Origin of the sequence: Brevibacterium sp. H602 (assembly GCF_051172395.1) — a bacterium.
GTDB lineage: Bacteria > Actinomycetota > Actinomycetes > Actinomycetales > Brevibacteriaceae > Brevibacterium.
The window spans coordinates 1-12,188 of the sequence record NZ_JBPIZD010000007.1; the positions used below are offsets into that span (position 1 = coordinate 1).

At 64.4% G+C, this 12,188-nt stretch carries 14 protein-coding genes; 7 read left to right on the top strand and 7 right to left on the bottom strand.

The window, feature by feature from the left end:
• Window positions 1–22: 22 nt before the first annotated feature.
• Window positions 23–1,729, bottom strand: coding sequence for a formate--tetrahydrofolate ligase (locus ACSBQT_RS06635; RefSeq protein WP_435001179.1), 1,707 nt, complete (start codon window positions 1,727–1,729; stop codon window positions 23–25).
• 147 nt (window positions 1,730–1,876) lie between these two features.
• Complete coding sequence (locus ACSBQT_RS06640; protein WP_435001181.1) at window positions 1,877–2,239, bottom strand: MerR family transcriptional regulator; 363 nt, start codon at window positions 2,237–2,239, stop codon at window positions 1,877–1,879.
• Window positions 2,240–2,293: 54 nt separating this feature from the next.
• Here ACSBQT_RS06640 and ACSBQT_RS06645 point away from each other — a divergent pair, with 54 nt between their 5' ends.
• Both ACSBQT_RS06645 and ACSBQT_RS06650 read left to right on the top strand, forming a co-directional pair.
• Window positions 2,294–3,277 carry an alpha/beta fold hydrolase gene (locus tag ACSBQT_RS06645; RefSeq protein ID WP_435001182.1) on the top strand — a complete coding sequence of 328 codons (984 nt, stop codon included), beginning with the start codon at window positions 2,294–2,296 and terminating at the stop codon, window positions 3,275–3,277.
• 25 nt (window positions 3,278–3,302) lie between these two features.
• Window positions 3,303–4,052: a class I SAM-dependent methyltransferase gene (locus tag ACSBQT_RS06650; RefSeq protein WP_435001184.1), complete on the top strand. Its 750-nt coding sequence runs from the start codon at window positions 3,303–3,305 to the stop codon at window positions 4,050–4,052.
• Between the two features lie 16 nt (window positions 4,053–4,068).
• Here ACSBQT_RS06650 and ACSBQT_RS06655 read toward each other — a convergent pair whose 3' ends face one another.
• Together ACSBQT_RS06655 and ACSBQT_RS06660 are read right to left on the bottom strand one after the other, a co-directional pair.
• The gene (locus ACSBQT_RS06655) at window positions 4,069–5,214 is read right to left on the bottom strand and encodes an FAD-dependent oxidoreductase (protein WP_435001186.1); all 1,146 of its coding nucleotides are present in this window, start codon (window positions 5,212–5,214) and stop codon (window positions 4,069–4,071) included.
• A 51-nt stretch (window positions 5,215–5,265) separates the two neighbouring features.
• Window positions 5,266–5,928, bottom strand: coding sequence for a CueP family metal-binding protein (locus ACSBQT_RS06660; protein ID WP_435001187.1), 663 nt, complete (start codon window positions 5,926–5,928; stop codon window positions 5,266–5,268).
• 117 nt (window positions 5,929–6,045) lie between these two features.
• Here ACSBQT_RS06660 and ACSBQT_RS06665 point away from each other — a divergent pair, with 117 nt between their 5' ends.
• Entirely contained in the window at window positions 6,046–6,690 is a 645-nt protein-coding gene (locus tag ACSBQT_RS06665; protein ID WP_435001189.1) for a YdhK family protein, read from the top strand.
• A 9-nt stretch (window positions 6,691–6,699) separates the two neighbouring features.
• Here ACSBQT_RS06665 and ACSBQT_RS06670 read toward each other — a convergent pair whose 3' ends face one another.
• The gene (locus ACSBQT_RS06670; protein WP_369864455.1) at window positions 6,700–7,497 is read right to left on the bottom strand and encodes a DUF3626 domain-containing protein; all 798 of its coding nucleotides are present in this window, start codon (window positions 7,495–7,497) and stop codon (window positions 6,700–6,702) included.
• 83 nt (window positions 7,498–7,580) lie between these two features.
• Window positions 7,581–8,576, bottom strand: coding sequence for a UDP-glucose 4-epimerase GalE (galE, locus tag ACSBQT_RS06675; RefSeq protein WP_435001191.1), 996 nt, complete (start codon window positions 8,574–8,576; stop codon window positions 7,581–7,583).
• A 153-nt stretch (window positions 8,577–8,729) separates the two neighbouring features.
• Between galE and ACSBQT_RS06680 the strand changes: the two genes are divergently transcribed.
• From ACSBQT_RS06680 to ACSBQT_RS06695, 4 genes are all read left to right on the top strand, one after another.
• Window positions 8,730–9,233, top strand: a complete 504-nt coding sequence (locus ACSBQT_RS06680) for a hypothetical protein (RefSeq protein WP_435001192.1) — start codon at window positions 8,730–8,732, stop codon at window positions 9,231–9,233.
• Window positions 9,230–9,643 carry a hypothetical protein gene (locus ACSBQT_RS06685; protein ID WP_435001193.1) on the top strand — a complete coding sequence of 138 codons (414 nt, stop codon included), beginning with the start codon at window positions 9,230–9,232 and terminating at the stop codon, window positions 9,641–9,643. Before ACSBQT_RS06680 ends, ACSBQT_RS06685 begins: the two co-directional genes overlap by 4 nt.
• On the top strand, window positions 9,640–9,780 hold the full coding sequence (locus ACSBQT_RS06690; RefSeq protein WP_435001194.1) for a hypothetical protein: 141 nt from the start codon (window positions 9,640–9,642) through the stop codon (window positions 9,778–9,780). Before ACSBQT_RS06685 ends, ACSBQT_RS06690 begins: the two co-directional genes overlap by 4 nt.
• Before the next feature lie 86 nt (window positions 9,781–9,866).
• Window positions 9,867–10,391: a Dps family protein gene (locus ACSBQT_RS06695; protein WP_025779292.1), complete on the top strand. Its 525-nt coding sequence runs from the start codon at window positions 9,867–9,869 to the stop codon at window positions 10,389–10,391.
• Between the two features lie 96 nt (window positions 10,392–10,487).
• Here the strand turns inward: ACSBQT_RS06695 and lhgO are convergent, their stop codons facing one another.
• On the bottom strand, window positions 10,488–11,702 hold the full coding sequence (gene lhgO, locus ACSBQT_RS06700; protein WP_435001195.1) for an L-2-hydroxyglutarate oxidase: 1,215 nt from the start codon (window positions 11,700–11,702) through the stop codon (window positions 10,488–10,490).
• Window positions 11,703–12,188: the final 486 nt, after the last annotated feature.

A 12,188-nucleotide genomic window follows, 5' to 3' on the forward strand; every position in this document is an offset into this window, starting at 1 on the left:
GCCGTCGGGTAGTAATTAGCTCTTAGAAGAGGCCGGTGATGTTGCCGTCCTCGGTGACGTCGATCTTCAGCGCTGAGGGTTCGCGCGGCAGGCCCGGCATCGTCATGATGTCGCCGGCGATGACGACGATGAACCCGGCTCCGGCCGACAGCCGCACATCCTTGATCTCGATGACGTGGTCGGTCGGCGCCCCGCGCAGACTCGCATCCGTCGACAGCGAGTACTGGGTCTTCGCGATGCACACGGGCGCGTCACCGTATCCTTCGTCCGTGAACTGACGCAGCTTCCGGTTCACCTTGGCCGGCAAGTCGACATCTTTGGCCTGGTAGATCCGCTGCGCGATCGTGCGGATCTTGTCCTCCAGCGGTGCCCCGAGCTCGTACGAATACCTCGCCGAGGCGGCCGGATCCTCCGGTGCCCCGCCCGCAGCCTCGACAACCGCCTCCGCCAGTGCCAAAGCACCCTTGCCGCCGTCGGCCCAGTGTGTGGACTCCACCGCCGCAACCCCAAGACCGTCCAAGTGCGAGATCGCCGCAGCCATCTCCTCGTCGGTGTCCGTGGGGAACCGGTTGAAGCACACGACCGGCGTCAGTCCGTAGATCTCACGCAGGTTCCGACAGTGCAGCTCGAGATTGCTCATCCCCTCCAAAACTGCCGCCACATCGGGAGAGTTGACGTCGGCGACGTCGACCCCACCGTGGTACTTCAGGGCCCTCAGGGTCGCGACGACGACCACGGCGGAGGGCCAGATCCCGGCGGTGCGGCACTTGATGTCGAGGAACTTCTCGGCTCCGAGGTCGGCACCGAAACCGGCCTCCGTGACCACCCAGTCCCCCAGCGCCAGTCCGGCCTTGGTAGCCAAGAGACTGTTGCAGCCGTGGGCGATGTTCGCGAACGGTCCGCCGTGGATGAACGCCGGCGAATGTTCCAAGGACTGCACGAGGTTCGGCGCCAGAGCATTGCGCAGCAGCGCAGTCATCGCCCCCGCCGCCCCGATATCCGCGACCGTGATCGGCTCCCGCCCTCTACTGTGGGCGAGCACGATCCGTCCCAGCCGTTCCTTGAGGTCGGCCAACGAGGTGGCCAGGCAGAACACCGCCATGACCTCGCTGGCGACGACGATGTCGAAGGCATCCTCGCGGGGCACTCCCCCGTTGAGTCCGCCGAGTCCGACGACAACTCCCCGCAGTGCTCGATCGTTGAGGTCGACGACGCGGCGGAGATGGATGCGCCGCGGGTCGACGTCGAGGTCGTTGCCGAAGTGGATGTGGTTATCGAGCATGGTCGCGGCGAGGTTGTTCGCCGCCGCGATGGCCGCGAAGTCGCCGGTGAAGTGGAGGTTGATATCTTCCATCGGCACGACCTGCGCGTATCCGCCGCCGGCCGCCCCGCCCTTCATTCCGAAGACCGGACCCATGCTCGGCTCCCGCAGCGCGAGCACGGCCTTGCCAACCTCGGGCTTCGACCGCGCGAGTTCGTTGAGTCCGTCGGCCAGGCCGATGCTCGTCGTGGTCTTTCCCTCGCCGGCAGGGGTCGGGCTCATAGCGGTGACGAGGATGAGCCGCCCGTCCGTAGCGTCGGCTGCCGCCTGATCGAGGATGTCGATCGGCACCTTCGCCTTCGTCCATCCGTGGGGAATGATGTCCTTCGCGTCGAGACCCAGCCCAGCGGCGATGTCGACGATGGGATCGAGCTCGGCGCTGAGCGCAATATCCATATCTGTGGTCATAAGGCCATCATGCCCGTTCTGCGAGATTTTGTGACCATCACCGACCCGAGAATTCGCGCAATGTGCACTGAGTTCCGCCCACCGCAACATTCCCTCGCCGAGGCGGCCCCGCCCCATCACTCCACGCGCAGCCCCAGCACGGCCCACTCACCCCGCATATTCCGAGCACTCCGGACACCGAGTCATGAGGTTGTGCCGGCAGCCGCGAACGTGCAGGAGGAACTTCTCCGCAGAGTCGAGCGAGGTCCGCTGCGCCCGAATCGCCGACAAGCGAGCCGCAATCACCGAGGCACGCCCCACCTCACCGCGGTGCAGGATCGCCCTGATCTCGGCAAGGCTCATGCCCACGCTCTGACACGACAGCACGATCCGACACCGACTCAGATGCTCGTCCGAATAGTCACGGTGCCCGGCCGCTGTCCGGTCCGGCACGACGACACCTTCGTCCTCCCAGTGCCTGAGTACATGCGCTGCCGTCCCCAGTTGCGCGGCCGCATCCCCGATCTTCATGACTCCATGATGACACCTTGACTTCAGGTTGACCTAAAGTTCTATCGTCGTTTCATGACGACTCCAACCGACCACAGTTCCGCGATCCGCACATCCACCGACCGCATCACCTTGAACGACGGCACCGAGGTGGCCACCACTACCATCTCACCGACCTCCCACGACAACGTCCATGACCGCCTCGGCGAGGTGATCATCTGCCACGGAACCCCGTGGTCATCCCGCATGTGGCTGCCACTCGCCCGGGACCTCGCGCAGACGAACCGCGTCCGCCTCTGGGACATGCCCGGATACGGCGAGTCGATTCTCGACCCGTCGGACACGTCCTTCCCCGCCCCTTCCGACTCGTCGGCACAGCCGACGGGCAATCCCCTCGCCGAGGCGGCCCCCGCCGTTGATCTCATCACCCAACGTCGTCGTCTGGCCGAGCTCATGGACCATTGGGAAGTCTCGAGTCCCCACGTCATCGCCCATGACATCGGCGGTGCTGTGGCGCTCGGTGCGCACTTGCTCGAGGGCTGCGATTTCGCGTCGCTGTATCTGCTCGACATCGTCACTCTCGATCCGTGGGGTTCGCCGTTCTTCCGCCTCGTCGCCGAGAACGAAAGTGTCTTTGCGGCCCTCCCGCCTCGACTCCATCGTGCACTGGTCCGCGAATACATCGCGGGTGCGGCAGCCGCGAGAGCCGACGATTCTCCGACAGGCGAAGACCGCTCGAGTCTCAGCGAAGAATGGATCGCCGCACTCAGCGCACCCTGGTGCACTATCGCTGGTCAGTCTGCGTTCTACAAGCAAATCGCCGCGCTGCGTCCCGAGCACACGGCACCCATTGTCGACCGCCTCGGCGAGGTACGTGGCCCGGTCCGCATCGGGTGGGGTGAGGACGACCCATGGATTCCCCTCGACCAGGCCGACCGTCTCGCCGAGGCGCTTCCCCGCCGTCCGCACGTGACCCGATTTCTGCACTCGGGCCACCTCGTCCCGCTCGAAGCACCTCACGATCTCCTCACCGACGTGACCGCGTGGCTCGACGGGTGAGAGTCGTGTGCGCGAGGATGGACACATGCGCGCATTCGACGAGCTCGTCACCGAAGCACAGTCCGCCGATGTCACCGGGTGGGGGTTCGGCTGGCTCGATGGGCGCGCCACTGAGGAGCGGCCTCCGTGGCGGTACTCGTCTCTGCTGGCCAGGCGGCTGTCGACGGCGACCGCGGCCCTCGACATCGACACCGGCGGCGGTGAGGTCGTCGATGAGGCACCGGTTCTGCCGCCGCGCATGGCGGTGACCGAATCGTACCGCCCCAATATCGCTGTGGCCCGTCACCGGCTCGGTCCGCGAGGAGTCGATGTCGTCGAAGCCGACCCGCGCCGATTGCCGTTTGCCAATGGCAGCTTCGACCTCGTCACTTCGCGGCATCCCGTGAGTCCTGCGTGGTCAGAGATCAGCCGTGTGCTCGTCCCCGGCGGCACTTACCTCGCACAGCACGTCGGTCCGGCCTCGGCGTTCGAACTCATCGAATTCTTCCTCGGCCCACTGCCCGAGAACCGCCGGGCACGGCATCCGCAGACAGAATCAGAAGCCGCCGAGGCGGCCGGACTCACCGTCGAAACGCTGCGCACCGCGCGCTGCCGCATGGAGCTCTACGACGTCGGCGCGATCGTGTGGATCCTGCGCAAATGCCCGTGGTGGGTGCCCGACTTCGCGGTCGCCGACTACCTTCCGCAGCTGCGCGAGCTCGACACCCGGATGCGCCAGGGTCAGCCCTTCGTCGCCCATTCGACGAGGCATCTCGTCATCGCGTCAAAGCGCTGAGTCACCCGCCGCCCGATCACTCAGTCGCAGCGCCTACCCGGAATCGTTCCGGCACCTCACCTGAACCCGTCGCGAGGTCGGCCGCGAACTCGCCGAGCAGCGGCGCGAATTTCGCCCCGTGCCCCGAACAGGCCGAGACGATGACGAGACCGTCGACCTCGTCGATAACGAAATCCTCGTTCGGGGTGTTCGTGAACAGGCACGTCGTCTCCGCATACGGTTCCGGAATGAGTCCCGGCAGGTTCCGCTTCGCATAGTCGATCATCCGAGACCGCATCTCCTCGGTGATCTGTCCGTCCTGGTCAAGGGCCGAACCGATCACCTTCCCGCCGTTGAACTGCGCGAACTTCTGTCCCGCGAAACCGGCGTCCCGCCCACCGGGCAGTCCGTAGGTGAACATCTCCCCGGATTTGTGGATGAACGTCGGCCAGGGGGTGCACGGCCGACCGTCCGCATCGGCATCGCGGTAGGGCATGTGGAACGCCTGCTCCTGCCGCACTTCGAAAGTCGGCAGCGCCTCAAGGAACGCTGGCGGAAAACCAAGATCGCCGAGGAGGTCGGGCAACCACCCGCCCGCCGCGACGATGACGCGGTCACCTTCGACAACGTCCCCCGTCGCCGAGGTGACACTGAAGCCGCCCTCGTATCGTCGGGCCACCTCGGTGACCGTCCAATCTGTGAGGATCCGGGCACGCCCGGTGTCCACCGCACGGTCGAGCATGGTGGTCACCGTGGTCTCGGCGTCGATGACGCCGGCGTCGGGGTGCCACAGCACGTCGGTGTCGAAGGCGAACTGCGGCCACCGTTCTGCGGCACTCTCAGGGTCGAGGACCTCGTACTCAACGCCGACTTCATCGAAGATTTCGGCGAGCAGATCGGTGTGCCGGGTGTCGCCGAAGTCGAGCGCTCCCGTGCGAGTGATCAGCTCCGTCCCCGATTTCGCTTCGAGGTCGTCCCACAGCTCACGCGCACGCACGACGAGCTTGGTGTAGAGGCGATCCGGATAGGCATACCGGAAGATCCGCGCTGAGCCATGGGAGCTGCCTCGGTCGTTGGCCGGCGTATGCCGTTCGAGTACGGTGACATCCTCGCCGCGCGCGGTCATGGAATACGCGGCTGCGGCACCGGCCAAGCCCGCTCCGATGACGATATGGTGGGTCATAGCAGTGCTCCTGTCGAGTGGGTGACGACGGTCGGCCCGGCTTCCTCGTAACTACTTCAACTTGAGGTCGGTCACGCAGGTAGGCCCATCGCTTCTCGTGGAGAAATCGGTCGTACCGGTCTTGCCCTCGGCGTTGACCTCGATGGTACCGGTGATGCCGGACGGCACCCAGAAGCCGACGAACCCGTTATCGAAGGTCGTCGTCGACTCATCCACCACTGCTTCGCCCGTCTCTGAGTCTGTGATCACCACATCGACGTCCTTCTCGCTCAACTCGCCCCGACAGGTCGTGAGGCTGTGGTAGAAGCAGTCGTGCGTCTCATCGACGAAAGGAGCGATGGAGACGTAGCTCTTCCCCTCCGGCAGTGCCATCGTCGCCTCTTGCTGTCCATCGGTGAGAACAAGTTCGTCAGGCTGGACCGAGGCCATGAGGTCGGTGGGCCTCTCGTCGACAGGCAGGCGATCCAGTTGATCGATGACTCCTGTGACGTCCTCGTCGGCCAGATCGAGGTCAGCTAGCAGCGTTTCAGCCGAACCCGGCTGCACTGCTGCAGACTCTCCTGATTCTGTGGATGCTTCGCTTCCCGTTCCAGAAGCAGAACACCCGGTCAGGGCAAGAACGAAGGCCGCAGCCCCCAACACGAATTGCGTCGTCTTCATATATATCCCCATGTCACTACGGATGCAGAGCACGTATGCCGTCTTGGCAATCATACCCATAAGGGGTATAAGGTGACCGTGGCGGGTCCACGAGATGGGATGCCCTGAAAGGTTCCCATCTGCCGCCGAGCGAATCCGACGCGACCGTCTCACCGAACCAGGAGACCACTCATGAAGAAGCTCAATCCAGCCGCCCGCCTCACTGCGGTCACCGCAGCACTCGGACTGGCTCTGGCAGGCTGCTCAACTGCGAATGACGAGGGCCGCGGATCGGGCGGAGAAGACCCCCACGGCAGCCACGAGTCCGCCTCGAGCGAAACTGGCGGCTCCGAACACGACGACATGGACCACAGCGAATCCGGACACGAATCGGGTGGCCATAAAGGGCACGCCGCCGACGGCGGCGACCCACCGGAGGGCATCAAGAAAGCCGCCGACCCGAAGTTCGATGTCGGCGACACAGTCGTCCTCTCCGCCGACCACATGCCGGGAATGAAGGGCGCCGAGGCAACAGTCTCCGGCGCCTTCGACACCACGACCTACTCAATCAGCTACACGCCGACCGACGGCGGCGACCCGGTCAAGGATCACAAGTGGGTCGTCCACGAAGAGCTCAAGGACCCGGGCAAGGCACCGCTGAAGAAGGGCGACAAGGCCACCGTCAACGCCGATCATATGCCCGGAATGAAGGGTGCCGAGGCGACGATCGACTCAGCGACGGACGAGACCGTCTACATGGTCGACATCAAGACCGATGAGATGGAGATGACGAACCACAAATGGGTCGTCGAAAGCGAGATGAAACCCGCGAAGTAACGGAGTGGTTCACCAGGTCCGACCAAATCGTGCGAGGCAGTGCCAAAGCTTCTTGCTCTGCTGCCCGTCGAGGTCCCACACCCGCCTGGCACGTGCGACATGAATGGGGAGCAACTGGGTTGAGTTCGCCAGCCTCTCGACGATCCGCTGCGCGAGCTCGACCACATCCTGGCCCCGATATTCCGGGTGCGCCGCAATTTCGGCAACCTCGGCGACATAGCCGGGGTGAGTCTCGACAACGAGGCCGCAGCGGCCGGCTCTCTCCACGACCGCATGATCGGCGAAGCTTGGATCGACCACCAATGCTTCAACATCATCGGGCACCTTCACCCCTCCGTGGATATGGGCCTCGATGTAGTGATCGAGACGGTCGACGATGCCGCATCCCTGGGCAGCAGCCTGGTCGGCAGCCCGCTCGTCACGACGATAGTCGGCAATGAGCCTCATCCGGTCAGCAACCCCGAAGAGCTCCGGCTCAAAGGTGCTGTCCGGGTAAGCGAACGTCGCTCGCGCTAAGACCTCCGGACGGAGACGCAGGTAGGCCGACCCGAACCGCGGTGCCGGCCCGAAGGGGTCGCCGTCGAGGTCAAGTGCCCCATAGACCGGTCGGTGGTGCACCTCCACATGGTCATAGGCTCCACCGAAGATTCTCTGCTCCCAGAGCCACCGGTCGCCGCCGGGGAAGGCCGTCAGACCGCCATTGCTCGTGCCTGTGGCGAACTGGGAAAGATACTGTCCCAGCTCGAGAATCGACTCGAGCACCCCAGCCTCAGAGGCGTCATCACCGGGATGGAAATGCAGTGCCACCCGCGCCCCGACCGGCAGCTCGTGCCCTGGCGCGGAACGTGCTCGGACCCAGTGAAGTGCTGTTGCGGCTGGGTCCGATTGCGTCATCGTTCTTGGTTCGGCAACATCCCCGCGGCCTCGACAGCGCTGCGGACGATCTCCTCGAGACCGAACTCGGCCTTCCAACTGAGCAGGGCGGAGATCCGGGTGACGTCGGCGACCAGCGCCGGCGGGTCACCGGCGCGACGCTCGCCCATTTCGGGGACGATGTCACGGCCGGTCACCTCGGCGATGGTGTCGATGACTTCCTTCACCGAGGCGCCGGTCCCGGTGCCGACGTTGAACACGGTCTCCGTGGTGCCGCCGGCCTTCATGTAGTCGAGGGCGGCGATATGCGCCTCGGCGAGGTCCTTGACGTGGACGTAATCGCGGATGCACGTGCCGTCAGGGGTGTCGTAGTCGTCGCCGAAGATGATCGGCGCCTTGCCGTCCTTCAGCCGCCCGAGCACGATCGGGATGAGGTTCATGACGGCGGTGTCGGCGAGTTCGCTCCAGCCGGCACCGGCGACGTTGAAGTAGCGCAGCTTCACGGCGTTGAACGTGGTGCCCCGCATCTGCGAGGCGGTGATCTGGTTGTCGATCATCCACTCGCCGATGAGCTTCGTCTGGCCGTACGGGTTGATGGGGCGGCAGTCGAGATCCTCAGGCACCATGTCGACATCGGGCATGCCGTAGGTCGCGGCTGAGGAGGAGAAGACGAGCGATTCGATGCCGGTCGCCTCGACGGCGGCGAGGATGTTCGTCAGTGCCCCGATGTTCTGCCGGTAGTACATGACCGGCTCCTCGACGGACTCGCCGACCTGCTTCTTCGCGGCGAAGTGAATGATCGAGTCCACGCCGTGCTCCTTGATGGCGGACACGAGGCGCTCTTCGGCATCAGCGGCGGCCAGGTCGAGGTTGACCACGGGCAGTCCGTCGACGCGCGCGTCGATGCCGGTGGAGAAGTCGTCGACGACGAGCACCTCGTCGCCGCGTTCGGTGAGCAGCCGCACCACGTGCGACCCGATGTAGCCTGCCCCTCCGGTCACCAGAACTGCCATTGACCGCGTCCTCCTTCGTCTCGTCGACACGTCGGTATCAGAATACGCGTTCAGGGGTCCGAGATCAGATTCGGCCTGAAAACCCAGTGGACAAAGCGTCGGAATTCGCCTTCGCCCTGGCCAGACCGAAACCGGCACTGTCACAGTGGGAAAATGCACATCCTCCTCATCTGCGATCCCGGGCATCCGAGCCGCCGCGTGACCGCGTTCAAGGATGAGTTCACTGAACTCCTCCACCACGATTTCGAGTCGGAGGTGACTGTCGACGTGTGCACTGAGGCGCTCCGCGTCCAAGCCGACCATCGGCTGGACCTGTCGACTCTCGATGCGATCGTCGCCCAATATCCCGATGCCGATCTCGTCATCATGCTCACCGACATTCCCCGCCACACCCAAGGCAAACCCCTGATCGCCGAGGTGCTGCCCGCCCGAAAAGTCGCCGTGATCTCCTACCCCACCCTCGGCGCACTGACGACGAAGCGTCGTCTGCTGAAGATCTATATGAGCTGTGTCAATCAGCTCCTGCCCGACGGTCACCTGCCGGCGAAGACGCATCGCCTGCCGCGCTGGGGCAGATGGTCGAGCCGCTCCGAGTCCGGCCGCCGCACCCTTCACGCTCACACGTTCACCGGCGGGCCCCGCCTGGTCCTGGCATGACCATGGCCAATGAGCCGCTGCGGATGGCCCGCAGGCTCTCACGAGCCATGGCCGCAGCCGCTGCCACAGGAGCATTCGGCATCTTCTACAGCTCCATCTGGCAAATGCCCCATCATCTGTCTATCGCCCGCCTCACCTCGATCGGCGCCATCGCCATCGCAGTCATGGTCGGCAGGCTGATCACGATCAATCGCCTCTGGGATCGCCCGGTCAATGAACGCCTGGCTCAGGTCGTCTTCTACTACAACCTGTCCACCGTACTCACACTCATCATCTGCGTGACGGGCCTCTACGCTTTGCTGGTCATCGGCATCCTCGCCGGAGGGCTCATCGTCATCGACCCCGAGTTCATGGCCCTGACGATCCACCGGCCCGAAGCCCGGCTGACGAACTACCTCGACATCGGTTGAGCGCAGCGATGGGCGTCGTCGCCGGCGCACTCGGCTCAAGCTTCGACAGCGACATCGACCTCAAAAGTCTCACGCACGCCCAGCGGCTGCGTTCCCGCGTCTATATCGCCCAGGACGATGAGTCAGGCACATCCTGACGGGGGTTACGCGTCATCTGCGGCAGCGTTATGGTGTTCATAGACTCCGGGTCAACGCGAAACCGGAGAGAACAGGAGCAGAAATCATGACACAGTCAGTGACAGTTCCCGACCCCCATGGCTCAGAGAAGACCACTCGCGAGAACGCCGAACGCGGCTTCATCGCCTCCGACGCCCTGACCAAGAACCTCCAAACGGTTCTGGTCGACTTCATCGCTCTGAGCCTGACCGCCAAGCAGGCGCATTGGAATATCGTGGGCACGAACTTCCGAGACCTCCACCTCAACCTCGACGAAGTCACGGACATCGCCCGTGCAGGCAGCGATGAGATCGCTGAACGCATGCGTGCCCTCCACTCCACTCCGGACGGTCGCCCCGCGGTGATCGCCGAACAGACAGGGCTGCCGGAGTTCCCGAACGGAGAGATCAGCACCCACGACGCCATCGACCACATGGTCGCGTCGATCGAGGCGACCGTGGCGTCCATGCGTGACTGCCATGACGAGGTCGACTCGGCGGATCCGACAACCGCCGACATCTTCCACAGCTACATCGCTCAGCTCGAGCAGCAGGCCTGGTTCATCAGCGCAGAGACCCGCACTCCCAAGTGAGTCGGTGCGACTGAGCAGCCGCTCTGGTCTTCGGGCCGCCTCCCCTTCCTCACGGTCGGGCAGGCGGCCCTTCGTCGTCGACCCCCGCCACCGGCATCATCGCCCGTCGATGATGCCGACGAGGTGTTCGGCAATGGCCAGCGCCGAGGTGGCTCCCGGGGAGGGCGCGTTCCTGACGAACATCGTGGCTCCCGCCCGATCGATGACGAAGTCATCAACGAGTGTTCCGTCCCGATTCATAGCCTGCGCGCGGATTCCACGGGTGGCGCGGTGGCCGTCAGCTCCGGCGAGCGAGGGGACATAGCGGGCCGCCTCGGCGACGAACTTCTCGATTGAGAGCACCCCGGGCAGCTCACGGGCAGCGGTGGCCATATTGGCGGCGGCGAAGCGCCAAAATCCGGGGTCGGCGGCCACGGCCAGGGAGTCGGGGATATTGAGGCCGAGTCCTCGGTAGCCTTCGCGGGAAAAGGAGAGGAAAGCGTTGGGTCCGATCATTAGGCCGCCGTCGATGCGGCGGGTGACGTGGACGCCGAGGAAGGGGTACTTCGGGTCCGGGACGGGGTAGATGAGGCCGTTGACCGCGCTGCTGTATTCCTCGTCGAGGATGAAGTACTGGCCGAAGAAGGGCACCACGGTCGGGGTACGGCTTTCTCCGGAGCGGCCGGCGAGGCGGTCGGATTGCAGGCCGGCGCAGACGATGACGTGGTCGAATTCTTGAGCGTCGACCGGGGTGCGGACGATGGCGGTGTCTTGGGAGGTGGAGCCGCCTCGGCGATCGATGCTCTTGACCGGAGTGGAGAAGCGGACGCGGCCGCCGTGGGCGCGGAAGTCGGCAACGAGGGCGTCGGTGAGTCCGGGGTAGTCGATGATCGCGGTGTGGGGTGAGTGGAGGGCGGCGAGGCCATCGGCGTTCGGTTCGACGTCGCGCAGGCCGTCGCGGTCGATCAGGGCGATGTCGGGGACTCCGTTGGCGAGGGCGCGGTCGTGGATGGCGTGGAGGCGTTCGACTTCTGTGTCGTCAGTGGCGACGACGACCTTGCCGCATTCGTCGAAGGCGACTTTGTGTTCGGCAGCGAAGTCGGTCAGGAGGGAGACGCCTCGGCGGCACAGGGTGGCTTTGAGGCTGCCCGGCTCGTAGTAGAGACCGGCGTGGACTACTCCGGAGTTGTGGCCGGTCTGGTGGGCGGCAGGGTGGTCTTCCTTTTCGAAGAGGGTGACGTCGGCGGAGTCGTGACGGTTGAGGATCTCGCGGGCGACCGCGGCTCCGATGATTCCTGCGCCGATGACAGCCCACCGGGTCTTCTTCGCCATGCTTCAACTCCTTCGTCGATTCTCCTGTGCGCGCCCGGCTGCGTCGGTGTTTCCGGTTGGCTCGACTCTATTCGGGAGCTCTTGGGAAGGGGTGAGGTGTCCGAGATTCGAGGTTGGCTTCGGCGCGTAAAACGCAACATGCCTGGTCATCGGGTCGTTATATAGGCTGGTCACGGTTAGATGCCTATGTATCAATTCTGTGGTGCAGCACGTGACTGTGCACTCAGAATAGAGTGACTGACCTATGACTCGAAGGGGTCTGAGCATGTTCGCGAAATGACACTCAGCGCAACACTCTGACCTGCAGTTTTGCAGCAGATCACCAGCTCGTCGAACCTCGGCTGCCGCTTCGCGAGATCCACCGGAAATCACCAATGGACGGTCTATAACGAGCGGATAACATTTGTCGTTATTGCGTGATTACTTCGGCATGACTCCGTAACGTTGTGAGCGTCCTGTCAGGAAACTGCCTGTTTCCGTCCAGGC